The organism is Mycobacterium sp. WUMAC-067 (assembly GCF_020217485.1).
Lineage (GTDB): Bacteria > Actinomycetota > Actinomycetes > Mycobacteriales > Mycobacteriaceae > Mycobacterium.
In genome coordinates this window covers 1-23,382 of the sequence record NZ_JAEKMI010000023.1, presented here as the reverse complement: position 1 = coordinate 23,382, position 23,382 = coordinate 1, and the positions used below count along the sequence as shown (strand labels likewise).

Sequence of the window (23,382 nt, the reverse complement as noted above, 5' to 3'; positions counted from 1 at the left end):
TCGAGTTAGCCACCGTCACAACGGATCTCAGGGCATAGGGGGCTTTCAATTTTGATAGCGCATGCGCTAGCGCGTTTGGGGTTCACACATCGGATCCCGTGACGGGACCAGTGGGGTTGGTGTGGCGATGATCTGGCCCGAGGTCATCAACCGCCGGCCAGCGAGATGGCCCGAGCCGTCGCCTCGCGAATCGGCCCGCGCCACACGTCGCCGTGCCCCGGCAGCAACACCTCGGTGTCGAGCAGGGCCAACGCATCCAGGCTGCGCAGCGAATTCTGCTGGCTGTGGCTGAACACCTCCGGCAACAGCTGCGGCCCGTCGTGCTTGAGCAGGGGGTGGCCGGTGATCAGCGCGTCGCCGCTGACCAGCACCCCGTCGACCACATACGAGCAATGCCCGCTGGTGTGCCCCGGGGTGAAAACGGCCATCGGGTGGCCCGGCAGCCCGGCGGCCACGTCGGCGGTCAGCGGCCGGGTCGACGGGATGCCGTCGCGGATCAGGCCGCCGCTGCGCACCACGTGCAGCCCCCACGCGGCCCAGCGGGGCCGCCAAATGCGCAGGGCCACATCGAAAACCGAGGCCTGCTCCAGGTATTCGCGCTTGGCGTGACCCACCTCTTCGGCGTGGCAATACACGTCGGTGCCGTAGTCGTTGGCGAACCAGATCGCCGACCCCAGGTGGTCGATGTGGGCGTGGGTGAGCAGGATGGCACGCACGTCGCCGGCGTCGTGGCCCAGCTCCCGCAGCGACGCCAGCACGTCGTGGCGGTCCCCGGGATAGCCGGCGTCGATCAGCATCACGCCGGTGCCGTCGGCGACGATCGTCCAGTTGACGGCCTCGCCCCGCGCGAGGTGCACCGTGTCGGTGACTTGAACAAGAGTTGGCGCCGGTCCCATGCCCGCGAGTGTAGAAGCGTCGTTGCCCCGAGCGATCGCGAGCGCGGCGTAGCCGGGCGCGGCGGGTCGCGACCGTCAGGCCCGAGCGATCGCGAGCGCGGCGTAGCCGGGCGCGGCGGGTCGCGACCATCTGCACAGGAGTAGAAAGAACGAGTGGCTGAACTGAAACTCGGATACAAAGCGTCCGCCGAACAATTTGCCCCGCGCGAGCTCGTCGAGCTTGCCGTCGCCGCCGAAGGTCACGGCATGGACAGCGCAACGGTCAGTGACCATTTCCAGCCGTGGCGGCACGAGGGCGGGCACGCGCCGTTCTCGCTGGCCTGGATGACCGCGGTCGGCGAACGCACCAAGCGGATCACGCTGGGCACTTCCGTGCTCACCCCGACCTTCCGCTACAACCCGGCCGTCATCGCGCAGGCCTTCGCCACCATGGCCTGCCTGTACCCGGACCGCATCTTTCTCGGGGTCGGCACCGGCGAGGCGCTGAACGAGATCGCCACCGGATACGAGGGTGACTGGCCGGAGTTCAAGGAGCGGTTCGCCCGGCTGCGCGAGTCGGTGCGGTTGATGCGCGAGCTGTGGTGCGGCGACCGCGTCGACTTCGACGGCGAGTACTACCGGCTCAAGGGCGCCTCGATCTACGACGTGCCCGAGGGCGGGGTCCCCATCTACGTCGCGGCCGGGGGCCCGGCGGTCGCCAAATACGCCGGACGGGCCGGCGACGGCTTCATCTGCACCTCCGGCAAGGGCGAGGAGCTGTACAAGGACAAGCTGATCCCTGCGGTCAAGGAGGGTGCGGCGATCAACGACCGCAACGTCGACGACATCGACAGGATGATCGAGATCAAGATCTCGTATGATCCCGATCCCGAACTGGCGCTGGAGAACACCCGATTCTGGGCGCCGCTGTCGCTGACCGCAGAGCAGAAGCACAGCATCGACGACCCGATCGAAATGGAGAAGGCCGCCGACGCGCTGCCGATCGAGCAGGTCGCCAAGCGCTGGATCGTGGCCTCGGATCCCGACGAGGCGGTCGAAAAGGTCGGCCAGTACGTGAAGTGGGGCCTCAACCACCTGGTGTTCCACGCCCCCGGTCACGACCAGCGCCGGTTCCTGGACCTCTTCGAGAAGGACCTGGCGCCGCGGCTGCGGCGGCTGGCCTGAGGGGCGGGCGAGTGGTCTCGGGCGCCGCAACGGCAATCTACATCGCCGCGCCCGAGCCGGAGACCGGAAAGTCGACGATCGCGCTGGGGCTGCTGCACCGGCTGACCGCGACGGTCGCGAAAGTCGGTGTGTTCCGGCCCATTACACGCTCCGACAGCGGCGATCGCCAGCCCGGCGAAGCCGGGCGCAGCGGGTCGCCGCAGGCCGTGGAAGATCGGGATTACATCCTGGAACTGCTGCTGTCGCGCACCACGGCGGGCCTGTCCTACGAGCAGTGCGTCGGCGTCACGTACCAGCAGCTGCACGCGGACGGTGACGCGGCGATCGCCGCCATCGTCGACGCCTACCACGCCGTCGCCGAGCAGTGCGACGTGGTGGTGATCGTCGGCAGCGATTATTCCGAACTGGGACAGGCGATCCGGCCCGCGGAGCTGTCCACCAACGCGCGCATCGCGGTCAACCTCGGCGCGCCGCTGCTGCTGACGGTCAGCGGCAAGGGTCGGAGCGCCGGTGAGGTGGCCGACGTCGTCAAGGTCTGCCTGGCCGAGCTCGACGCCCAGCACGCGCACACCGCGGCGGTGGTGGCCAACCGCTGCGAACCGGCCGAGTTGGACGCCATCCGAAAGAGATTGGACGAGGCGCTGCGCCCGTCGTCCCTGCGCAGCTATGTGCTGCCCGACGAACCGCTGCTGTCGGCGCCGACGGTGGCCGAACTTCAGAGCGCGGTGAGCGGGACGCCGGTCAGCGGCGAAGAGTCGCTGCGGGAGCGCGAGGTCACCGAGGTGATGGTCGCCGGGATGACCGCCGACCACGTCCTGGAACGGCTGCGCGACGGCATGGCGGTCATCACCCCCGGCGACCGCTCCGACGTGGTGCTCGCCGTCGCCAGCGCGCATGCCGCGGAGGGCTTTCCGTCCCTGTCGTGCATCGTCCTCAACGGCGGTTTCGAGTTGCACCCGTCCATCGCGGCCCTGGTCGCCGGGCTGCGACTGCGGCTGCCCATCGTCGCCACGAGGCTGGGCACCTACGACACCGCCAGCGCGGCGGCCTCCGCCCGGGGCAGGGTCACGGCGACGTCGCAGCGCAAGATCGACACCGCGCTCGAGTTGATGGACGGCCACGTCGACATCACCGATCTGCTGGCGCAGCTTGCCATTCCGATCCCCACGGTGACCACCCCGCAGATGTTCATCCATCAGCTGACGCTGCAGGCGCGTTCGGATCGCAAGCACATCGTGCTGCCCGAAGGCGACGACGACCGTATCCTGCGGTCCGCCGGGCGGGTGCTGCAGCGCCGCGTCGCCGACGTGACCATCCTGGGCGACGAGGCCCAAATCCGCCAGCGCTCGGGCGAACTCGGGGTGGATCTGGCCGACGTAACGGTGATCGATCCGCGTGCCAGCCAGTTGCGTGACGAGTTCGCCAACCAGTACGCGCAGTTGCGCAAGGCGAAGGGCGTCACCGTCGAACAGGCCCGCGAGATCATGCGCGACACGACGTATTTCGGCACCATGATGGTGCACAACGGCATGGTCGACGGCATGGTGTCCGGTGCCGCGCACACCACCGCGCACACGGTGCGACCCGCATTCGAGATCATCAAGACCGTCCCGGACGTCTCCACGGTGTCCAGCATCTTCTTGATGTGCCTGCCCGATCGTGTCCTGGCCTACGGCGACTGCGCGATCATCCCCAACCCGACGCCGGAGCAGCTGGCCGACATCGCGATCTCGTCGGCGCGCACCGCCGCGCAGTTCGGCATCGAGCCCCGGGTTGCGATGCTGTCCTACTCGACCGGTGACTCCGGCACCGGGGCCGACGTCGACAAGGTCAGGGCGGCAACACAATTGGTGCGAGAGCGGAATCCCGGCCTGCCGGTCGAGGGCCCCATCCAGTACGACGCTGCGATCGAACCGTCGGTCGCGGCCACCAAACTGCGCGACTCGCCCGTGGCCGGGCGCGCCACGGTGCTGATCTTCCCCGACCTCAACACCGGTAACAACACCTACAAGGCGGTGCAGCGCAGCGCCGGCGCGCTGGCCATCGGCCCCGTGTTGCAGGGCCTGCGCAAGCCGGTGAACGACCTGTCGCGGGGCGCTCTGGTGGAAGACATCGTGAACACCGTTGCCATCACCGCGATTCAGGCGCAGGGCGGCCCCCATGGGAAGTAGCAGCGCGCGCCTCGTGCTGGTGATCAACTCCGGCTCGTCGTCTCTGAAGTTTCAACTGGTCGATCCCGATTCGGGCGCTGCCCGCTCGACCGGCCTCGTGGAGCGCATCGGAGAGGCGGGGTCGCCGGTTCCCGACCACGAGGCCGCGCTGCGCCGCGCGTTCGACGCGCTGGCCGACGAAGGCATCGACCTGAAGACATCCGGCGTCGTCGCGGTGGGCCATCGAGTAGTGCACGGCGGCAATACCTTCTACGAGCCGACACCGCTCGGCGACGCGGTGATCGCGAGGCTCAACGATCTGTCGGACCTGGCGCCGCTGCACAATCCGTCCGCGCTCACGGGAATCGAGGTCGCGCGGAAGTTGCTGCCCGACATACCGCACATCGCGGTCTTCGACACCGGCTTCTTCCACGACCTGCCGCCCGCGGCGGCGACCTACGCCATCGACCGCGAACTGGCGCAGCGGTATCAGATCCGCCGGTACGGGTTCCACGGCACCTCGCACCGCTACGTCAGCGAGCAGGCCGCCGCCTTCCTGGACCGATCGGTCGGCGACCTGAAACAGATTGTGCTGCATCTGGGTAACGGCTGCTCCGCCTCGGCGATCGCCGGCACCCGGCCGCTCGACACCTCGATGGGTCTCACCCCGCTGGAGGGGCTGGTGATGGGCACCCGCAGCGGTGACATCGATCCCAGCGTGGTCAGCTACCTGTGCCACACGGCGCAGATGGGCGTCGACGACATCGAGACGATGCTCAACCAGCGGTCCGGGGTGTGGGGTCTGTCCGGCGAGCGGGACTTTCGCCGGCTGCGGGCAATGATCGAATCCGGCGACGAGTCAGCGCAATTGGCGTATAGCGTGTTCACGCACCGGCTACGCAAATACGTCGGCGCCTACCTGGCGGTGCTGGGGCACACCGACGTCGTCAGCTTCACCGCCGGGATCGGCGAGAACGACGCGGCGGTGCGGCGGGACGCGGTCGCGGGCATGGAGGAGCTGGGCATCGTGCTCGACGAGCGGCGCAACCTCGGCGGGGGCAAGGGTGCACGACAGATCTCCGCCGACGATTCACCGATCACCGTGCTGGTGATCCCGACCAACGAGGAGCTGGCCATCGCCCGCGACTGCGTGAACGTGCTAGGCGGATAAGAATCCCAGCCTCTTTCGTCCCGTGCCGACCGAGGGTGTGGGATCGGTTTTGACGGTTTGCGCCAGCAGCTCGAAGTAGATGTCACGAAAATCGGTGGTGTACTTCAGGTCTCCGTTGTCGAGGTCGGTGAGGCTGGACTCCTCGCCGTAGAAGCCGCCCTTCACGGGCGTACCCGCGATGAAAACGGGCCCCGCCGTACCGTGATCAGTGCCTTGTGACGCATTGGCACGCACTCGACGCCCGAACTCCGAATACGCCATCAGGACCACGTCTCGTCCGGCCATCTCCTGAATGAACGCGGCCACCGCCTCGTCGAATGTCTGCAGTAACCGTTGCTGGGTCCCACGTTCGCCGGCATGGGTGTCGAAGCCGCCCAACTGCACCGTATACACCCGCGTCGGGACGCGGGCCTTGATGGCCTGGGCAACCATGCTCAGCTGAGTGGCCAGTGAATTGCGTTCCGTGATAGCAGGTTTGACCGACGCGAAGGTTGTGTTGGCGGTGTGCGTCGCACGGTAGGCCTTGCACACCGCGGCCATCGCGGGAGTGTCATCGGGGTCGTCGTTACCCAGCGCGGTCATGATCCCGTCGAATCCCTCCGCCTCGGCCGGCGCCCCGTTCGGCGAAAGCGCTGCCGCTGTGCACTTTGCGCCGACGGCCAGCGGTGGCAGGACCGCCCCGATGTTGACCGCACGCAACGGGTCATCGCCGGTGGCGTCGAGCCAGCGGCCGATCCAGCCGGTCGAAACCGGCTCGGCGGGTGACGCCGTCTGCCAGATGTCCATGGAGCGAAAGTGGCTGTGGTCGGGCTTCGGGTAGCCGGCGCCGCGCACAACGGCGAGGTGCCGCTGGTTCCACAGACCGGCCATGTTCTTCAGAGCCGGATTGAGGCCCAGCTGCGCGTCGAGGTGCAAGACATCGCCGGGGGAATAGGCGAGTTCGGGACGGGCGTCGTGGTAGGCGTTGTCCGCGTAGGGGATCAGGGTGTTGATCCCGTCGTTGCCGCCGTAGAGCGTGGCGATCACCAGGACGCCGCTTCCTTCGGCCAGCGGCCGGTCGGAGGCGGCGCGCATCAGGTCGGGCCAACTGACCGCCACCGTTCCCGACAGCAACCCCGCCGCCCCCACACCCGCGCTGGCGATCAGGAATCTGCGACGGTTCATCTCGGCCATGGCTGCTGATCCCCTACGACGTCAAGTATTCGGGAGTGTTGACGGCGGCCGCGACCAACTGCGGCGGTTGGCGCACCAGCGGTCGCAGCGCCTGGGCGGTGCGGTCCGACCAGGCGCCGACGCCGATCAGGTAGCCGACCGCATCGATGCGGTCACCGGCGGGGGTTCCCTCGACGCTGGAGAGGTCGCCGGCGTGTGCCAGCTCTGCCGCCGCGCGCAGCCTGGCCCCAGCACTGGCGGTGGAAAGCCACACCTGGCCGCTGGGCCAGCCGCCGACGCTGGGCGGGTAGAACGGTCGTTGACCCAGCGTGCGCAACGTCGCGTCGATCATCTTGAGACGCTTGGGATTGTCGACCGGCACGCGCAGCGCCCGGATCACGCCGATGAGCCACTCGGTAGGGGTATTGACGACCGCGGCACGGCTGCCGGTGAACGCGGTGTCGGTCAGGATCGCGCGGGTCAGCGCGCGCAGGTCGCGGTTGGGGCCGTAGGCGCCGACCAGCCGGTCGAGCACCTGGGGTGGCGCTGGATCGTCGGACGCCAATTGCTGCCACAGACGTCCCGCGATGTATTCCGCCGATCTGGGTTGCGCCAGCACAATGTCGCAGAACCCGGCGGCGTCGAAGTTGCGGGTTTGCCCGAACAGCGTCTTGGCGGTCCCGTCATGACGTTTGCGGGCCATCGAGGTGCTACCCCCGACGCCGATCACCCATCCCGTCAGGGCCCGCGCGCCGTTGCGCACGTCGCTTTCGGTGTAGCCGTTGCCGTGTCCCAAGGCGAACAGCTCCATGAATTCGCGGGCAAGGTTTTCGTTGGGTGCCCTGGCGGTGCTGCTTTGCGCGTCGAGCCAGCGCAGCATCGCGGCGTCGGTCAGCATCCCGTAGGCCAGGGTGCGGAAATCCCCCAACGATCCGGTGCGCAATTTGTGATTCTGCGCGGCCATGTATGCCGCTACCCGCACCTTCTGCGCCGAGGTGGCGAAGTGGTTGTGCCACAGCAGGGTTAGCTTCTCGTGGAGCGGCTGTCGCACGGCGACCATGCGCCGCACCCACCAATTCGACAGCACGCCCAGCTGTTCCGACACCTGCTGGTTGTACTGCTTGTGGGCGGCCGGGGTGGCGCGCTTACCGGGCGGGCTGGGCGTCGGCAGGGTGGGCATCGGGGTGGCAACCGCGCCGGGGTCGACGTCGGGATCGCCGCCCAGCAGCGCGTCCACGTAGCCGGACCAGTCCCGCGCTACGGCCGCGTCGACCTCGGGCCCTGTCACCCCGAACCCGGCCCGGCGCAGCATGCGGGCCGTACTGACCCACGCCGTGGACTGGCCTGCCATGTGTCAACTGTGCGGCATATACCTATGTTCTCGCTGTGAATCCGGGCTGTGAATAGCCGGATGCATGGCTCGCGGTCGACGTGCGATGGTGCGCGGCATGAGGGAAGTGCCGTTCATCGGCAGCGAGGCGCTGGCGTCGGGAAGGCTGAATCGCCACCAGCTGCGGGCGGTCTACCGGCCGGTGTTTCCCAACGTCTACGTGCCGGCGCACGCGGAGCTGCCGCTTGAGCTGCGCATCCGCGCGGCCTGGCTGTGGTCGGGGCGGTCGGCGATCGTCGGGGGAGCGGCCGCGGCGGCGCTGCACGGCGCCGCGTGGATCCCCGACAATGTCCCCGTCGAGCTGATACACACCAACACTCGTCCGCCCGATGGTGTGCTGACGCGCCGGGACACGTTGTGCGCCGGGGAAACCCAGGTTTGCGATGGGCTCGCCGTCACCACGCCGGAGCGAACCGCCTTCGACATCGGCCGGCGGGGGGCGGTGCGGTCGGCCGTGGTGCGCCTGGACGCGCTCGCCCGCGCAACGGGTTTCAAGGTCGACGACGTGCTGCGTGTCGCGGCGGCACACTCTCGCTCGCCGGGGCTGCGGCGATTGGAGGCGGCGCTCGACCTGGTCGACCCGGGCGCGCAGTCACCGAGGGAGAGCTACCTGCGGCTGCTTCTCATCGACGCGGGCCTGCCCCGGCCGCAGACCCAGATTCCGGTGTTGGGCACCGATGGCCTGCCGTTCGCCTACCTCGACCTGGGCTGGGCGGAATCGCTGGTGGCCGTCGAATACGACGGCGATCACCATCGCGCCGACCGGCGGCAATTCGTCAAAGACATTCAGCGCATGGAGATGCTCGAGGAGAGGGGCTGGGTCGTCGTCCGCGTCGTCGCGGAGGACCGCCCGGCCAGTATCATCCGCCGGGTGCGAGAGGCGCTGGCGAAATCGACTGTGAATCTTGGGCTTTGCGTGTGAGCCCACGGCGAGGTTTGTCGGCGTGTCGTCGCCCAGTGTTCACGCCGAAAGCCCAGGTTTCACACTCAACGCCCAGGTTTCACACTCGACACCGTAAGGCGTGCAACAGTTCAGAACGTGCTGGTGGGCCGCACCCGGTTGGCCATGTCGACCAGCTCGTAGCGGTGCCGCTGCGTGGGTGCGACGCGGGCCAGATTGCGCAGCGCCGCCTCGACGCCCAGCCGCAGCCCGTGCTCGGTGAACGGGAAGCCCAGGATGTGATTGGTGCTGGCCTTGTTGTCCTCCAGCCAGTCCATCGCGCAGCCCAGCACCAGCGCGCGGATCTGCAGCACGCGGGGCTCGGTGGGCGGCAGCGCCTCCACCCGCCGCGCCGCGTCCCTAATGTCCTCTTCGGTGATCTCGCTCTTGGTCCGGCCGGACAACAGCGTGACCGCGCTGGTCAGGCGCGCGGTGGTGAAGTGGCGCGACGTGGCCGGCACCTCGTCCAGCGTGCGCACCGCCGCGGCCCGATCACCTTCGGCGGACAGCGATCTGGCCAACCCGAACGCCGCCGAGATCACGCCGTCGTTGGTCTTCCACACCGTCTCGTAGTACTTGTGCTCGTCGGCGTCGCCGGCCAGCTCGGCGGTGGCGGCCAACGCCAGCTTGGGCGCCAGCTCGCCCGGGAAGGTATCCAGCACCTCGGTGAAATGCGTTGTGGCCGAATCGTAATCGCCGGTGAGCAACTCGGCGACGGCTCTGTACCACACCAGCCGCCATTGCCAGCCGACCCGCGCGGCCAGGTCGTCGAGCTTGCGGGTGGCCTTGGCGACGTCGCCGAGATCCAGCAGCGCGCGCACCTCCATCATCGGCAGCTCGACCGACTCGGACAGCTCGGCACCGTCGGCGTCCAGGGTCCCGTGCCGGGCGGCGCGCAACGAGTCCAAGGTTTGCACCGGCTGCGACAACACCGTCGCCTGTAGCACCGACGCGGCGACGTCGGCCGGATCGACCAGCGGCACTTGCAGCGCGGTGACGATTTCGCGGGCCGTCAGCTTCTCCGAATGGACCTGCCCGTCCAGGTAGACGTCGGTGTGCGCGACCAGCAGGTCCACCCCGAACGTCGAGCGGCTGGGCGAAAAGATCGTCGACAGGCCGGGCCGGGGCACCCCGCTGTCGTGGGCGACGACCTCGCGCAGCACGCCGATCAACTGCGCGGACATCTCCTCGGTGTTGGCGAACCGCCGGCGCGGGTCGGGATCGGTGGCGCGGCGCAGCAACCGGTGGAACGAGTCGTAGGTGCTCAGCACCGGGTCGTGCTCGGGCAGGCCGTCGACGTAGCGGCCGTTGCGGGTGCGCAGGTTGAGCGTGAGCGCCGCCAGCGTGCGCCCCACCGTGTAGATGTCGGTGGCGACCGTCGGGCCGGTCCGCACGATCTCCGGAGCCTGGAAACCCGGTGTGCCATAAAGGTATCCGAACGAATTGATCCGCGACACCGCGCCCAGGTCGATCAGCTTGAGCTGCTCCTCGGTGAGCATGATGTTCTCCGGCTTCAGGTCGTTGTAGACCAGGCCGATGGAGTGCAGGTAGCTCAGCGCGGGCAGGATTTCCAGCAGGTAGGCGATGGCCTCGGCGACGGGAAGCTTCTCGCCCTTCCCGTGCTTGAGCGACTGCCCGCCGACGTACTCCATGACGATGTAGCCGACCGGATTGCCGTGCTGGTCCTTGTGTTCGACGAAGTTGAAGATCTGCACGATCTGCGGGTGGACGACCTCGGCCAGAAACTGCCGTTCGGCCATCGCGATCGCCTGCGCCTCCGCATCGCCGGAGTGGACCAGGCCTTTGAGCACGACCGGCCGGTCGTTGACGTTTTTGTCGACGGCCAGATACACCCAGCCCAGCCCGCCGTGCGCGATGCAACCTTTGACCTCGTACTGGCCGGCGACGATGTCCCCCGGATTGAGTTGCGGCAGAAACGAATACGGGCTGCCGCAGGCCGGGCACCAACCCTCCGACGTGCCCTTGCTCTTCTTGCTGGACCGGCCCACCGGCTTTCCGCAGTTCCAGCAGAAGCGCTTGGACTCGGGGACCACCGGGTTGGTCATCAGCGCTTCGCGCGGGTCGATGTCGCGTCCCCGCGGAATCTCGACGAGCCCACCGCCGAGCTGTCGGACCGCCGGCAGCGACCGCGTCGCCACCGTCATGCGGTCGCCGGTGTCGGTGTCCAGGGTGCCCAGCGAGATGTGCGGGAAGTCGTCGTCGTCATCGTCGAAGTCGGGCCGAAACAGCGCCTGCGTGGCCTGCAGCCGCCCCGTCGAGGCGCCGGTCTGGACGTCCGCCGGCTGGGTGCCGGGGTTCACGTCGTCCACGTCTCCGGAGCCGGGTTCCGGCTGCTCGGACTGCTTATCCGGCTCGGCCATCAGTCCAGATACCTCGGTGTGGGCGGGGCCGGCGCGGGGCCCAGCACGGTCAACCACTTGCGGTACAACGTGTTCCACGTGCCGTCGCGGCGGATCCTTTCCAGGGTCCCGTTGACGAACCGCACCAGGGGGGTGTTGTTCAGGTTGATGCCGATGCCGTAGGGCTGGGTGGCCATGTTGGGCCCGACGATGTGCAGGTAGGGGTCCTCTTCGACCAGCCCGGCCAGGATCGAGTCGTCGGTGCTGACGGCGTCGATCTCGCGCTGCTGCATCGCGACCAGGCAGTCGGCCCAGTTGACCACCGACACCACCACCGGCGGCGGGTCGATCTGCCGGATGCGATGCAGCGAGGTGGTGCCCTTGGCCACGCAGACGCGTTTCCCGGACAGGTCGCTCACCTTGACGATCGACGAGTCGCGCGGGGTGAGGATGCGCTGGTTGGCGTCGAGGTAGACGGTGGAGAAGTTGACCAGCTTGCGCCGGTCGCAGGTGATCGTCATGGTCTTGACCACGATGTCGACCTCGCCGCGTTGCAGGGCGGTGACGCGCTCGTCCGACGACAGGATCCGGTACTCGACGTGGGACGGGGCGCCGAAGATGTCGCGGGCGATCTCGCCGGCCATGTCGACGTCGAAGCCGGTGATCTCGCCGGTGATCGGGTCGCGGAAGCTGAACAGGTTGCTGCCGATGTCGAGCCCGACGATCAGCCTGCCCCGCGCGCGGATGTCGGCGACGGCGGCGTCGGCCTCGGCCTTGGTGGGGAAGGGCCGCAGGCTGGCCGTCAGGTCGCAGTCCTGATGGGGGCCGTCGGGCGGCAGCGGCGGCTGCGGCGGCAGTTGCTCCATGCCGACCGGGGTGGGCGGCGGCAGCGTCGGGACGCTGGCCACGTGCAGCGATTCTGTGTGCCCGCAGCCCGCCGCCGCGACCGCTACCGCCACCGTGGCGGCCACGGTGCGCGCCCGGCGCAGCAGGGGCAGGCGGGTCATTATCGATACTCTTTCAGCCGCGGCCACAGGCCCAGCGCCACCGCGATGGCCGCCCCGAGGCTGAGCACCACGCCGCCCACCTGGGCGCCGGACAGCCCGCTGCGCGCGTTGATCACGTCGTTGCGCAGGTGGATGCGGCCCTGGTCCATGGCCTTGACCAGCTCGTCTTCCAGTTTGTCGAACGCCGGGGTGGAATCCTCCTCGCTGCTGCCCAGCGCGACCTGGGTGGCGGCGCGGTAGTTCCCCACCGAGATGTACGAGGTGATCCGGTCGTTGGCCTGCCGCCAGCGCAGCAGCAGCTGGTCGGCGCCTTCCAGGTCGGGTTTGTCCACGGCGTCGCTGCGGGACATGTACTGGTCGAGCTGGCGGTGCATCGAATCGATGCGCTGATAGAACGACTGCTTGCGCTTCTCTTCGTCCCCGCGGCGGATCAGCGACAGCGTCTCGTCGGCGCGCGCCTGCTGGGCGGTGATCGCGACGTTGGTGACGGTCTTGAGGGACTCCGCGGCGGTGTCCTTCGCGCTACGACTGGCCGTCGTAGAGATGGTTAGCGCAGTCCCGACCCATACCACCATGACGAGAATAGCGAGCGCGCCCACGACCAGGCCGGGGTTGATGCGGCGCCGGGTCCGCCGGGCCAGCCAGCGATGGGAGAACGCGCCGAAGACCACGGTGGCGCCGACGACCATGATCACCGGCGCCGGGATCTGGGTCGACGCGGTGGTTTCCACGTCCACCCGCTCCGAGGTGGCGCGGTAAAGCCGCGCCGCGTCGGGCAGGATCGTCGACTGCATCAGCCCCGATGCCTCCGACAGGTACGACGAGCCGACCGGGTTGCCCGCCCGGTTGTTGGTTCGCGCGATTTCGATCAGGCCGGTGTAGACGGCCAGCTGGGCGTTGATCCGGCCCAGGAGCTGCACCTGCGGCTCGTCGGTGAGCCCGCTGGACGCCCTGGTCACGGCCACGGCCGCGTCGGTGATGGCCTGCTCGTAGCGCTGCCGCACCGGCGGCGGTTCGGCTTCGGCGATGAACGCGGTGGCCGCCGCGGCGTCGGCCACCGACAGGGTGGTGTAGAGCCGGCCGGCGGCGAACGACAGCGGCTCGGTGTGGTTGAGCACCGTGGTGAGCACCTGTTGCCGGTGGTTGATGGTGGTCGAGGTGGCGAAGGCGCTGATCCCGCCGAGGGCCGCCAGGACGATGCCGATGGTCAGGATGCGGCCCGGCGTCGTCGAGATGAACCACCAGCGTGGGTGGGCTGGTTCGGCCGGTGACCGCGATCCCTGCGGCTCGGTCGACGGGTGCGCCAGCTCAACCGTCACGTCTGATCAGCCCTCATCTCTTGGCCACTGGATTTCGCTGCACGGACCTCTATAAGCGAAGTCTAAGAGCATGTTCGGGTGGATGGGTGGAGGCCGACGCAATTGCCGACGCGCCGAAGACCGCCGAGAACCAAGTCTGCCTATCCTTGATCCGTGCAGGGCGACGGCGACGGCTGGGTGATCTCGGAGCGCGGCGCCCATTATTGGGGCCGGTACGGCGCCGCCGGTCTGCTGCTGCGCGCCCCGCGGCCCGACGGCACGCCCGCGGTGCTGCTGCAACACCGCGCGGTGTGGAGCCATCAGGGCGGGACGTGGGGGCTGCCGGGCGGGGCCCGGGACAGCCACGAAACGCCCGAGCAGACGGCGGTCCGCGAAGCGAACGAGGAGGCCGGGCTGCTCGCCGAGCGGCTCAACGTGCGCGCGACGCTGGTCACCGCCGAGGTCGCCGGGATCGGCGGCACCCGGTGGAGCTACACCACCGTCGTCGCCGACGCCGACGAGTTGCTGCACACCGTGCCCAACCGGGAGAGCGCGGAGATGCGCTGGGTCGCCGAGGACGAGGTGGCCGACCTGCCGCTGCACCCGGGCTTCGCGGCCAGCTGGCAACGGCTGCGCACCGCGCCGGCGCTGTTGCCGCTGGGCCACGGCGACGAACGCCGGCAGTATCTGCCCCGCACGATCGAGGTCGAGGACGGCGTTTTCGTGTGGTGCATGCCCGGTGACGCCGACCAAGCGCCGTCGCAGCTGAGCCGCCGGATCAGCTCGCTGCTGCCAGCGCCGAACTGAGCCGCCGCGCCGCCGCCCGCGGGTCGGGGGCCGCGGTGATCGCGCGCACCACCACGACGCGGCGCGCCCCGGAGTCGATCACCTCGGGCAGCCGCTGCGCGTCGACGCCGCCGATCGCGAACCACGGCTTGCCGGTCCCGAGCTCGGCGGCGGCGCGGACCAGTCCCAGGCCCGGGGCCTCGCGGTCCGGCTTCGTGGGCGTCGGCCAGCAGGGGCCGACGCAGAAGTAGTCCGCTTCGCTGGTTGCCGCCGCGGTGGCCTGCGCGACGCTGTGGCTGGACAGCCCGAGCAGCACGTCCGGCCCGACGATGTCGCGGGCGACGTCCAGCGGCAGGTCGCCCTGCCCGAGGTGCAGCACGTCGGCGCCGGCCGCGCGGGCGATGTCGGCGCGGTCGTTGACCGCGAACAGGGCGCCGTGCCTACGGGCGGCGTCGGCCAGGATCTGGCACGCGGCCAGCTCCTCGCGCGCCTCCAGCGGCCCGAACCGCTGCTCGCCGACGGATCCCTTGTCGCGCAGCTGGATGATGTCCACCCCGCCGGCCAGCGCGGCGTCGGCGAACTCGGCCAGATCGCCGCGCTCGCGGCGCGCGTCGGTGCACAGGTACAGCCGGGCGGTGGCCAGAGCGGAGGGTCGGCTATCCACGGGACGCTGCACACCGAGACGCTAGCGCGCTAGCGTGGAGCGCGAAGAACCACCAGACACGGGAGTCCCGGGAGCGGGGCTGAGAGTGGGCACAGCCGCGAGGACCTGCCCTTACCGTCACACCTGATCCGGATCATGCCGGCGAAGGGAGGCTCGACAATGACCGGGATGCCCTCGGGCCCACCGCCGGGGTCGCTCGCCGTCATCGGCGGCGGCGTCATCGGGCTGGCGGTGGCGCGCCGCGCCGCGCAGGCCGGCTGGTCGGTGCGGGTGCACCGCAGCGGGGAGCGGGGCGCATCCTGGGTCGCCGGCGGCATGCTGGCGCCGCACAGCGAAGGCTGGCCCGGTGAAGAGCGGTTGTTGCGGCTGGGCCTGGAATCCCTGCGGCTGTGGCGCGAGGGCGGTTTCCTCGACGGCCTGCCGGCGGGGGTGGTCACCGCCCGCGAGTCGCTGGTGGTGGCCGTCGACCGCGCCGACGCCGCCGACCTGCGCACGGTCGCGGACTGGTTGTCCGCGCAGGGGCATCCCGTGGTCTGGGAGTCGGCCGCCCGCGACGTGGAACCCCTACTGGCGCAGGGTATCCGGCACGGCTTTCGGGCGCCCACCGAGCTGGCCGTCGACAACCGGGCGGTGCTCGACGCGCTGGAGACGGAGTGCGAGCGCCTCGGGGTGCGGTGGGCGTCGCCGGTGCACGACCTGTCGGCGGTCGAGGCCGACGCGGTGGTGATCGCCAACGGCATCGACGCACCGGCGTTGTGGCCGGGCCTGCCGGTGCGCCCGGTCAAGGGCGAAGTGTTGCGGCTGCGGTGGAGGAAGGGCTGTATGCCGTTGCCGCGGCGGGTCATTCGCGCCCGCGTCCACGGGCGGCAGGTCTACCTGGTGCCGCGCGCGGACGGGGTCGTGGTCGGCGCCACCCAATACGAACACGGGCGCGACACCGCCCCGGTCGTCTCGGGGGTGCGTGACCTCCTCGACGACGCCTGCGCGGTGCTGCCGGCCCTGGGCGAATACGAGCTGGCCGAGTGCGGCGCCGGGCTGCGCCCGATGACACCCGACAATCTGCCGTTGGTGCATCGCCTGGACGCGCGCACGCTGGTCGCCGCGGGCCACGGCCGGTCGGGGTTCCTGCTGGCACCCTGGACGGCAGAACAGATCGTTTCCGAATTGGCCCCGGTAGCAGCGGCGCAATGATGGTCCGCGTTGCGACGATGCAGAGCGAAGCGATGAGGAGGAGCGGCGCAATGATGGTCCGCGTTGCGACGATGCAGAGCGAAGCGATGAGGAGGAGCGGCGCAATGATCGTACTGGTCAACGAGAAAGAGGTCGACGTCGACCCGCACACCACGGTGTCCGCGCTGCTCGACTCCCTGGGCTTCGGCGAGCGCGGCATCGCCGTGGCGATGGACGACGCCGTGCTGCCGCGATCACGCTGGGCGACAGAGCTTTCGGAGCTTCCCGGCGCCCCCGTGCGGCTCGAGGTGGTGACGGCGGTGCAGGGTGGCTGACTCGAAACTGACGATCGCGGACCGCAGCTTCGCCTCGCGGCTCATCATGGGGACCGGGGGAGCGAGCAACCTGGCGGTGCTGGAAGAGGCGCTGGTCGCGTCGGGCACGGAACTGACCACCGTCGCGATCCGCCGGGTGGACGCCGAGGGTGGCACCGGATTGCTCGATCTGCTCAACCGGCTGGGCATCACGCCGCTGCCCAACACCGCGGGATGCCGCGGCGCCGCCGAGGCGGTGCTCACCGCGCAGCTGGCGCGCGAGGCGTTGAACACCAACTGGATCAAGCTCGAAGTGATCGCCGACGACCGCACTCTGCTGCCCGATGCGATCGAATTGGTGCGGGCCGCAGAGCAATTGGTCGACGACGGGTTCGTCGTCCTGCCCTACACCAACGATGACCCCGTGCTGGCGCGCCGGCTCGAGGACGCCGGATGCGCGGCGGTCATGCCGTTGGGCTCGCCGATCGGGACCGGGCTGGGCATCACCAATCCGCACAACATCGAGATGATCGTCGCCGGGGCCCATGTTCCGGTGGTGCTCGACGCCGGCATCGGCACCGCCAGCGACGCCGCGCTGGCCATGGAATTGGGTTGCGACGCCGTGCTGTTGGCTTCCGCGGTGACCCGCGCCGCCGATCCCGCCGCGATGGCCGCCGCGATGTCGGCCGCCGTCACCGCCGGCTATCTGGCCCGGCGGGCCGGGCGGATCCCGAAGCGGTTCTGGGCGCAGGCCTCGAGCCCTGGCACGGCGACGATGCGGGCCGCTGAGGAGCCGGGCAATTGAGCCTGAGCCGATGAAACGCTATGTCGCGCTGGGCAGTTCGATGGCCGCCGGGCCGGGCATCCGGCCGCGCGCCGCGGGAGCCCCGCGGTGGTCGGGCCGCTCCGCGCGCAACTATGCGCACCTGATCGCCGGGCGATACGACTACGACCTGGTCGACGTGACCTTCTCCGGTGCGACCACCGCGAACGTCCTCGCCGAGCGTCAACGCGGCGCGCCGCCGCAAATCGACGCGCTGGACGGCTCGGAGAGTCTGGTCACCGTCACCATCGGCGGCAACGACGTCGGCTACGTACCGCTGTTGATGGCGGCCTCGCTGCCGCGCCCGCTGCGTCGCATGCCGCTGCTGGGCGACCGCATCCGCGAACTGCTCGACACCGACGCGCGAAATCAGGCCCTTGACGCGGTGTTCGAATCGCTGTGTGCTGTCGGCCGCGCGGTGCGTCAGCGATCCGCCGGCGCGCGGATCTTTTTCGTCGACTACCTGACGATGCTGCCGCCCGCGGGCGCGCCGGCTCCACCGTTGTCGCCCGCCGACGCCGACCTGGGCCGGCACGTCGCCGACACGCTGGAAAGGATGACGGCCGACGCCGCCGCGGCGACCGGCTGCGGAATCATCCACGCCGCCGCGGCCAGCCGCGAGCACCACGCCTGGTCGGCCGAGCCCTGGACGACGCTGCCGGCGCGTTACGGTGTTCCGCTACCGGGTCGCCCCGCACCGTTGCACCCGAACCCCGCCGGGATGTGCGCGGTAGCGGATTTGATTGCGGCTCAACTGTAAACGTCAGCCGTTCGTGCGCCACCACTGGTAGAGCGCGTTGACGTCGGCGTTGGCCGCGGTCAGGTGACCCAGCACGTTCTTGGCGTCGGTGGTCCAGGTCAACGTCGCGTAGTTCTTGTAAGTGCCGCAGGCGATCTGGCCGCCGGTCTGGCCGTTCTGCTTCCACGTTCCCGGTGACTGCCCGGCGTCCCCGCACGCCGCCAGGGACACGTCCTTGATGGTGGAACTGAAGGCCGAGCCCAGGTTCGTGCTGTTGGAGAACAGCGCGTAGACACCGGAACCGGGCCCGCCCGCGTCGGGGCTCTGCCCGCACAGGAGTTCGGCGAGTTCACCGGTTTCGGTGAGCTCTTGCGGCTTGCAGTTGTTCAGGCCGTAGCCCTTCGACAGCGAAGCGGCCAGCGTGTTCATGTCCGTCGCGCTACCGGTATTGGGTTCGGCGACCGCGGTGGCGCTGCCCGCGAGAACCAAACCGCCTGTGAAAGCTGCGGCCGACATAGCTCGCAGCGCGGTGATCAGATGTGACATGTTGACTCCCTGCGGTTGTTGGTGGTTAGTGCAAAAACCCCTTGCCCCCCAAGAAGATTGTCAACCGTTGGCGCGCCACCACTGGTAGAGCGCATTGACGTCGGTGTTGGACGCGCGCAGGTAGCTCAGCGTGTTTTTGGCGTCCGTCGTCCAGATGATCTCGGCGGCGTTTTGGTACGTGCCGCACGCCGCCTGCCCGGCGCTGGCGCCCGAACCGTCCTTGTGCCAGCTGGACGGCGACTGGTTGGCGTCCCCGCACGGCCTCAGGACGTCCTCCTTGATGGTCGCCCGAAACGCGGTGGCCAGGTTGTCGGCGCTGGTGAACAGGACGTACTTGGCCTGTGCCGGTCCTTTCGGGTCGGGGCTCTGTCCGCACGCCAATACGGCCAACTGCCTGCCCCGGTCGATGTTCTGGGCGGTGCAGTTGTTCAGGCCGTAGCCCTTCGACAGCGTGGCCGCCAGTGTGTTGATGTCCGACGGGTTGCCGGTGCCGGCCGGGTCCGCGGCCGCCGCGACGCTGCCCGCTAACGCGAACAAGCCCGTGAACGCCGTCGCCATCGCCGCCTTCAGCGCGTTGCTGAAATCAGACATGAATGGCTCCTTAACGGCCGTTGCTAACACGGATAGTAGGGCTATGTCGTGGTAATGCAACACGTTCCGGCGGCAATTGTCTGTCTGGGCATCGTTTCCGGTTATCGGCGGCAAAGGCCCAGGGCAACGGTGGCGGCGCGCATTTCGCCGCGACGGATGTCGAATGACGTTGAGGCCGGGCGTTAATCGGGCCTTCGCGCCGATATGGCGGAGCCGTCGATGCGGCGCCGCAACCGTAGCCCGGATCAGATTTTTTCATTGCTAGTGCCGACGCGGGGATGAGCGGGTATGGTTAGCACCGCTTTACGCCAGCTAACTTCTCTTGACTGGAGAATCCATGACACAACCGCCGCCCCCGCCGCCTCCCGGGTACCCGCCGCAGCAGCCGGCCGCCCAAGCGCCGAATAACTATCTGGTGTGGTCGATTTTGGTGACGCTGTTCTGCTGTCTTCCGTTCGGGATCGTGGCGATCGTCAAATCCAGCCAGGTCAACGGGTTGTGGGCGCAGGGTCGCTACGCCGAGGCGCAGGCATCGGCCGAGAGCGCCAAGAAATGGGCGATCTGGTCGGCGGCCATCGGTGTCGTCGTCGGCATCATCTACGTCATCTTGATGTCGGTCGGCGCGCTGAACACGGACACCAACGCGGCGCTTGCCGCGATGTACTAAAGCGAGGGTCTCGAGATGGTGACCCGCCGGGGGGCGGCGCACGTGGGCCTGGGTGCACCACTGGTGGTGGCCGCATCCGCGACGTTGATGTGCGCCGCCATCTGGGCGGGTGACCCGACCACCCCGAACGGCCCGCTGCCGGTATGCCCCACCAAGGCGTTGTTGGGGATCGACTGTCCCGGATGCGGCAGCCTGCGCATGCTGTATTCCCTCATGCACGGCAACGTGTTGGCGGCCGCCAGGTACAACGCTCTGGGCCTGGCGGCGGTCGTGCTTTTGGTGTGGGCGTACCTGGCCTGGACCTACGGGCACGTGGTGGGGCGGCGGGTCCGCAGTTGGCAACACCGCCGCTGGGCCGCCCTCGTGACACTGTCATTGGTCCTGGCATGGTTCGTGGTGCGCAACATCCCCTTTGCGCCCTTCACGGCGCTGTATGTCTGATCCCGACGTGTCCTGATCCCGCCCGCTTGGCCCGCGGTCTAACCTGGGGCGCGATGGTGAAAAAACTCACGACGTTGCCGGCGGCACTCGCCGTGATCGCCCTGACCGCATTCTCAACCGGTTGCTCGCAGCGGTCCGGCTCGGAGCAGACGATGGGCGCGGCCGAGTTCGCGTCCGCGTTGCGCGGCAAGGTGACGACCGATGCGATGATGGCCCACCTGTCCAAGCTGCAAGACATTGCCAATGCCAGCAACGGCACCCGGGCGGTGGGGACCCCAGGTTACGACGCCAGCGTCGACTACGTGGTGAAAACCCTGCGCGACAAGGGGTTTGACGTGCAAACGCCCGAGTTTTCGGCGCGGGTGTTCCACGCCGAGAAGCCGGAGATGACCGTCGCCGGCAAGTCGGTGGAGGCGCGCGCGCTGGACTTCAGTCTGGGGACCGCGCCGGGCGGGGTGAGCGGGCCACTGGTCGCCGCACCGGTGAACAGCTTGGGGTGCGCGGTCTCCGACTACGGCGATCTCCCGGTGCGGGGCGCGGTGGTGCTCGTCGATCGCGGCACCTGCCCGTTCGCGCAGAAGGAGGACGTCGCGGCGCAGCGCGGGGCCGTGGCGATGATCATCGCCGACAATGTCGACGAGGAGCAGATGGGCGGTACGCTCGGCCCGACCACCGAGGTGAAGATCCCGGTGCTCAGCGTGACGAAATCCACCGGGGTGCAGTTGCGCGCCCAGCCGGGGCCCACCACCATCAAGCTCGATGCCAGCGCGCAAAGCTTCAAGGCCCGCAATGTGATCGCGCAGACCAAAACCGGTTCGGACTCCAACGTGGTGATGGCGGGGGCGCACCTGGACAGCGTCCCCGAGGGCCCGGGGATCAACGACAATGGATCGGGAGTGGCCGCGGTGCTGGAAACCGCTGTGCAGCTGGGCAGTTCGCCCGCCGTGCACAACAGGCTGCGATTCGGCTTCTGGGGTGCGGAAGAACTCGGGCTCATCGGGTCGCGGAACTACGTCGAGTCGCTGGACTTGGCCGCGCTCAAAAACATTGCGCTGTACCTCAACTTCGACATGCTGGCGTCGCCGAACCCCGGCTATTTCACCTACGACGGGGACCAATCGCTGCCCATGGACGCCCGCGGCCGCCCGGTGGTCCCCGAAGGTTCGGCCGGCATCGAGCGCACGCTGGCCGCCTACCTGAAGTCGGCCGGCAAGACCGCACAGGACACCTCCTTTGACGGTCGGTCCGACTACGACGGATTCACCCTGGCGGGCATCCCCGCCGGCGGCCTGTTCTCGGGCGCCGAGGGGAAGATGTCCGCGGACCAGGCGAAGCTGTGGGGCGGGACGGCCGACCAACCGTTCGACCCCAACTACCACCAAAAGGGCGACACCCTCGATCACATCGACCGCACCGCGCTGGGAATCAACGGCGGCGGGGTCGCATACGCGGTCGGGCTCTACGCTCAAGACCTCAGCGGACACAACGGTGTCCCCGCCATGGAGGACCGCACCCGGCACGTCCTCACCAAGTCATGAGTTCCCGCCTGTGCGCAACGCTGTTGCTGATCACGGTGCTGGTGGCCGGGTGCTCGCCGGCGCGGCCCGGCTCGCCCACCGCGACACCCGATCTCGGGCACGGCCTGGCCAAGAAGATCACCGTCGACGGCATGGTCACCCACCTGCGCGCCCTGCAGGACATCGCCAACGCCCACGGCGGCAACCGTGCCGATGGCACGCCGGGCTTCGACGCCAGCGTGGATTACGTGGCCAAGGCGTTGCGCGACAAGGGGTTTGACGTACAGACGCCGCAATTCGATCGGCTGTACACCGTGTCTATGGGTAAGCCGTCACTGATCGTCGCGGGCCGCACCTATCCCGTCGACCAGGCCTCGCTGCTGGTCCAGACACCGCCCGGCGGCCTGACGGGGCAACCGATCCGGCCGTCCCAGCCGTCGGGTTGTGCGGCCCACGACTACCCGGCCGCGGTGCCCAAGGGCGCGATCGCCGTCGTCGACGACACCCGCTGCTCGGTGGTCGACAAACAGAACAGCGCGCTGGCCAAGGGGGCGAGCGCGCTGATCGTGCTGAGCGCCCCCAACGGGCGCGGAGCTCCGCCCACGTTGTTCAGCCCCGGTTATTTCAAGCAACTGACCGTGCCGGTCGCCGTCGTCAACCCCAACGGTGCCGCCGCACTGACCGGTGCGACCGCGCCGATCCGCCTGGTGCTGGATGCCGTCAACACCAAGATCACGTCCCGAAATGTCGTGGCACAGACCAAGTCCGGGTCGCCCCACGAGGTCGTCGTGGTGGGTGCGCAGCTCGACGGTTCGCGCGCCGGACCCGGCATCAACGACGACGGCTCCGGGGTGGCCGCGGTGCTGGAGGCGGCGCGCCAGCTGGGCCCGCTGGCCCCGGTGAACAACGCGGTGCGGTTCGTGTTCTGGGGCGCCGAATCCGAGGGGCTCAACGGGGTCATGGATTACGTGTTCGGCATGGGCCGTGATCAGCTCAACGACATCGCGCTCTATCTGAATTTCACCGCGCTGGGGTCGCCCAACGCCGGCTTCTTCACCGACGACGGCGACCAATCCGGCCCGCCCGGGCCCGGTGTCTTCGCCGCGGATGTCCCCGAAGGCTCGGCGGGCATCGAGCGCACCCTGGCCGGCTATCTGAACCTGGCCGGCAAGCGCCCCGCGGACATGCCGCTGAATTCCCGGGCCGACTATCACCCCTTCATGGTCGCGGGCGTGCCGATCGGGGGCCTGACGACCGGTTCCTCGCAGCTGAAAACCACCGTGCAGGCACGGTTGTGGGGCGGCCAGGCCGGCGTGCCGTTCGATCCGAACTTCCAGAGCCCGCGCGACACCATCGACAACATCAACCGGGAAGCCTTGGGGATCATGGGTTCTGGCGTCGGGTTCGCGGTCGGCAGCTACGCCGAGTCGATCGGCGGGGTCAACGGTGTGCCCTCACACGACAAGAGGCATCGCACCCGGATGCCGTAGTGGCGGTTTCCCGTCGGAACCACGCAGACCCCGAGAGTGTGCTGGCACGCATCGAATTCCTCTATGCTGCAAAGTGTTTGATCGGCAGCAGTACCACGAACCGAGT

The 23,382-nt window shown here is 68.9% G+C and carries 22 protein-coding genes and 1 riboswitch; of the genes, 13 read left to right on the top strand and 9 right to left on the bottom strand.

The annotated features are described in order from the left end of the window. Positions 1–146 precede the first annotated feature (146 nt). Positions 147–896: an MBL fold metallo-hydrolase gene (locus tag JF781_RS17015; RefSeq protein WP_225328240.1), complete on the bottom strand. Its 750-nt coding sequence runs from the start codon at positions 894–896 to the stop codon at positions 147–149. 153 nt (positions 897–1,049) lie between these two features. On the opposite strand from JF781_RS17015, the gene fgd reads away from it, so the two are divergent. The 3 genes from fgd to JF781_RS16995 are packed head-to-tail and all read left to right on the top strand — an operon-like array spanning position 1,050 to position 5,381. Continuing rightward, positions 1,050–2,060, top strand: coding sequence for a glucose-6-phosphate dehydrogenase (coenzyme-F420) (gene fgd, locus JF781_RS17005; protein ID WP_225328239.1), 1,011 nt, complete (start codon positions 1,050–1,052; stop codon positions 2,058–2,060). Positions 2,061–2,071: 11 nt separating this feature from the next. Next, positions 2,072–4,231, top strand: a complete 2,160-nt coding sequence (pta, locus tag JF781_RS17000) for a phosphate acetyltransferase (RefSeq protein WP_225328238.1) — start codon at positions 2,072–2,074, stop codon at positions 4,229–4,231. After that, positions 4,221–5,381, top strand: a complete 1,161-nt coding sequence (locus JF781_RS16995) for an acetate kinase (RefSeq protein WP_225328237.1) — start codon at positions 4,221–4,223, stop codon at positions 5,379–5,381. Before pta ends, JF781_RS16995 begins: the two co-directional genes overlap by 11 nt. Here JF781_RS16995 and JF781_RS16990 read toward each other — a convergent pair. Continuing rightward, a complete protein-coding gene (locus JF781_RS16990) occupies positions 5,370–6,554 on the bottom strand; it encodes a DUF1501 domain-containing protein (RefSeq protein ID WP_225328236.1) in 1,185 nt (394 codons plus the stop codon). The genes JF781_RS16995 and JF781_RS16990 overlap by 12 nt on opposite strands. A gap of 13 nt (positions 6,555–6,567) precedes the next feature. Next, a complete protein-coding gene (locus JF781_RS16985; RefSeq protein ID WP_225328235.1) occupies positions 6,568–7,884 on the bottom strand; it encodes a DUF1800 domain-containing protein in 1,317 nt (438 codons plus the stop codon). A 97-nt stretch (positions 7,885–7,981) separates the two neighbouring features. On the opposite strand from JF781_RS16985, the gene JF781_RS16980 reads away from it, so the two are divergent. Beyond that, entirely contained in the window at positions 7,982–8,845 is an 864-nt protein-coding gene (locus JF781_RS16980; protein ID WP_225328234.1) for an endonuclease domain-containing protein, read from the top strand. Positions 8,846–8,955: 110 nt separating this feature from the next. On the opposite strand, the gene JF781_RS16975 is transcribed toward JF781_RS16980, so the two are convergent. The 3 genes from JF781_RS16975 to glnX are packed head-to-tail and all read right to left on the bottom strand — an operon-like array spanning position 8,956 to position 13,549. Next, entirely contained in the window at positions 8,956–11,244 is a 2,289-nt protein-coding gene (locus JF781_RS16975) for a serine/threonine-protein kinase PknG (protein WP_225328233.1), read from the bottom strand. Beyond that, entirely contained in the window at positions 11,244–12,230 is a 987-nt protein-coding gene (locus tag JF781_RS16970) for a glutamate ABC transporter substrate-binding protein (protein WP_225328232.1), read from the bottom strand. Before JF781_RS16970 ends, JF781_RS16975 begins: the two co-directional genes overlap by 1 nt. Next, positions 12,230–13,549: a protein kinase G-activating protein GlnX gene (gene glnX / locus JF781_RS16965; protein ID WP_225328231.1), complete on the bottom strand. Its 1,320-nt coding sequence runs from the start codon at positions 13,547–13,549 to the stop codon at positions 12,230–12,232. The genes JF781_RS16970 and glnX overlap by 1 nt, the downstream gene beginning before the upstream one ends. 153 nt (positions 13,550–13,702) lie before the next feature. On the opposite strand from glnX, the gene JF781_RS16960 reads away from it, so the two are divergent. Continuing rightward, the gene (locus tag JF781_RS16960; protein ID WP_225328230.1) at positions 13,703–14,335 is read left to right on the top strand and encodes an NUDIX hydrolase; all 633 of its coding nucleotides are present in this window, start codon (positions 13,703–13,705) and stop codon (positions 14,333–14,335) included. Here the strand turns inward: JF781_RS16960 and thiE are convergent. Next, the gene (gene thiE, locus JF781_RS16955) at positions 14,307–14,978 is read right to left on the bottom strand and encodes a thiamine phosphate synthase (RefSeq protein WP_374109713.1); all 672 of its coding nucleotides are present in this window, start codon (positions 14,976–14,978) and stop codon (positions 14,307–14,309) included. The two genes, JF781_RS16960 and thiE, sit on opposite strands and share 29 nt — an antisense overlap. 48 nt (positions 14,979–15,026) lie before the next feature. Further along, positions 15,027–15,145, top strand: a riboswitch (TPP riboswitch). 1 nt (position 15,146) lies between these two features. Between thiE and thiO the strand changes: the two genes are divergently transcribed. The 4 genes from thiO (at position 15,147) to JF781_RS16935 (ending at position 18,045) form a co-directional block, all read left to right on the top strand. Then, entirely contained in the window at positions 15,147–16,169 is a 1,023-nt protein-coding gene (thiO, locus tag JF781_RS16950; RefSeq protein WP_225328295.1) for a glycine oxidase ThiO, read from the top strand. Positions 16,170–16,273: 104 nt separating this feature from the next. Continuing rightward, positions 16,274–16,483: a sulfur carrier protein ThiS gene (thiS, locus tag JF781_RS16945; protein WP_225328228.1), complete on the top strand. Its 210-nt coding sequence runs from the start codon at positions 16,274–16,276 to the stop codon at positions 16,481–16,483. Further along, complete coding sequence (locus JF781_RS16940) at positions 16,476–17,267, top strand: thiazole synthase (RefSeq protein WP_225328227.1); 792 nt, start codon at positions 16,476–16,478, stop codon at positions 17,265–17,267. Before thiS ends, JF781_RS16940 begins: the two co-directional genes overlap by 8 nt. Before the next feature lie 10 nt (positions 17,268–17,277). Then, a complete protein-coding gene (locus tag JF781_RS16935; RefSeq protein ID WP_225328226.1) occupies positions 17,278–18,045 on the top strand; it encodes an SGNH/GDSL hydrolase family protein in 768 nt (255 codons plus the stop codon). A gap of 3 nt (positions 18,046–18,048) precedes the next feature. Here the strand turns inward: JF781_RS16935 and JF781_RS16930 are convergent, their stop codons facing one another. Beyond that, on the bottom strand, positions 18,049–18,570 hold the full coding sequence (locus JF781_RS16930; RefSeq protein ID WP_225328225.1) for a serine/threonine protein kinase: 522 nt from the start codon (positions 18,568–18,570) through the stop codon (positions 18,049–18,051). A 60-nt stretch (positions 18,571–18,630) separates the two neighbouring features. Then, on the bottom strand, positions 18,631–19,161 hold the full coding sequence (locus JF781_RS16925) for a serine/threonine protein kinase (protein ID WP_225328224.1): 531 nt from the start codon (positions 19,159–19,161) through the stop codon (positions 18,631–18,633). A 337-nt stretch (positions 19,162–19,498) separates the two neighbouring features. On the opposite strand from JF781_RS16925, the gene JF781_RS16920 reads away from it, so the two are divergent. Genes JF781_RS16920 through JF781_RS16905 form a run of 4 tightly spaced genes read left to right on the top strand, consistent with a single transcriptional unit; the run spans position 19,499 to position 23,276 of the window. Next, positions 19,499–19,828 carry a CD225/dispanin family protein gene (locus JF781_RS16920; RefSeq protein ID WP_225328223.1) on the top strand — a complete coding sequence of 110 codons (330 nt, stop codon included), beginning with the start codon at positions 19,499–19,501 and terminating at the stop codon, positions 19,826–19,828. Positions 19,829–19,843: 15 nt separating this feature from the next. After that, positions 19,844–20,269 carry a DUF2752 domain-containing protein gene (locus tag JF781_RS16915; protein ID WP_225328222.1) on the top strand — a complete coding sequence of 142 codons (426 nt, stop codon included), beginning with the start codon at positions 19,844–19,846 and terminating at the stop codon, positions 20,267–20,269. Positions 20,270–20,322: 53 nt separating this feature from the next. Continuing rightward, complete coding sequence (locus tag JF781_RS16910; RefSeq protein WP_225328221.1) at positions 20,323–21,807, top strand: M28 family metallopeptidase; 1,485 nt, start codon at positions 20,323–20,325, stop codon at positions 21,805–21,807. Then, complete coding sequence (locus JF781_RS16905) at positions 21,804–23,276, top strand: M28 family peptidase (RefSeq protein ID WP_225328220.1); 1,473 nt, start codon at positions 21,804–21,806, stop codon at positions 23,274–23,276. Before JF781_RS16910 ends, JF781_RS16905 begins: the two co-directional genes overlap by 4 nt. Positions 23,277–23,382 lie beyond the last annotated feature (106 nt).

Bases quoted from the DNA above. Each gene is read 5' to 3' on its own strand.
- JF781_RS16910 (WP_225328221.1), top strand. From the start codon at position 20,323: ATGGTGAAAAAACTCACGACGTTGCCGGCGGCACTCGCCGTGATCGCC.
- JF781_RS16990 (WP_225328236.1), bottom strand. From the start codon at position 6,554: ATGGCCGAGATGAACCGTCGCAGATTCCTGATCGCCAGCGCGGGTGTG.
- JF781_RS16905 (WP_225328220.1), top strand. From the start codon at position 21,804: ATGAGTTCCCGCCTGTGCGCAACGCTGTTGCTGATCACGGTGCTGGTG.
- JF781_RS16970 (WP_225328232.1), bottom strand. From the start codon at position 12,230: ATGACCCGCCTGCCCCTGCTGCGCCGGGCGCGCACCGTGGCCGCCACG.
- thiS (WP_225328228.1), top strand. From the start codon at position 16,274: ATGATCGTACTGGTCAACGAGAAAGAGGTCGACGTCGACCCGCACACC.
- JF781_RS16980 (WP_225328234.1), top strand. From the start codon at position 7,982: ATGAGGGAAGTGCCGTTCATCGGCAGCGAGGCGCTGGCGTCGGGAAGG.
- JF781_RS16995 (WP_225328237.1), top strand. From the start codon at position 4,221: ATGGGAAGTAGCAGCGCGCGCCTCGTGCTGGTGATCAACTCCGGCTCG.
- JF781_RS16920 (WP_225328223.1), top strand. From the start codon at position 19,499: ATGACACAACCGCCGCCCCCGCCGCCTCCCGGGTACCCGCCGCAGCAG.
- JF781_RS16975 (WP_225328233.1), bottom strand. From the start codon at position 11,244: ATGGCCGAGCCGGATAAGCAGTCCGAGCAGCCGGAACCCGGCTCCGGA.
- JF781_RS17015 (WP_225328240.1), bottom strand. From the start codon at position 896: ATGGGACCGGCGCCAACTCTTGTTCAAGTCACCGACACGGTGCACCTC.
- JF781_RS16925 (WP_225328224.1), bottom strand. From the start codon at position 19,161: ATGTCTGATTTCAGCAACGCGCTGAAGGCGGCGATGGCGACGGCGTTC.
- JF781_RS16915 (WP_225328222.1), top strand. From the start codon at position 19,844: ATGGTGACCCGCCGGGGGGCGGCGCACGTGGGCCTGGGTGCACCACTG.
- JF781_RS16930 (WP_225328225.1), bottom strand. From the start codon at position 18,570: ATGTCACATCTGATCACCGCGCTGCGAGCTATGTCGGCCGCAGCTTTC.
- JF781_RS16935 (WP_225328226.1), top strand. From the start codon at position 17,278: ATGAAACGCTATGTCGCGCTGGGCAGTTCGATGGCCGCCGGGCCGGGC.
- thiO (WP_225328295.1), top strand. From the start codon at position 15,147: ATGCCCTCGGGCCCACCGCCGGGGTCGCTCGCCGTCATCGGCGGCGGC.
- JF781_RS16985 (WP_225328235.1), bottom strand. From the start codon at position 7,884: ATGGCAGGCCAGTCCACGGCGTGGGTCAGTACGGCCCGCATGCTGCGC.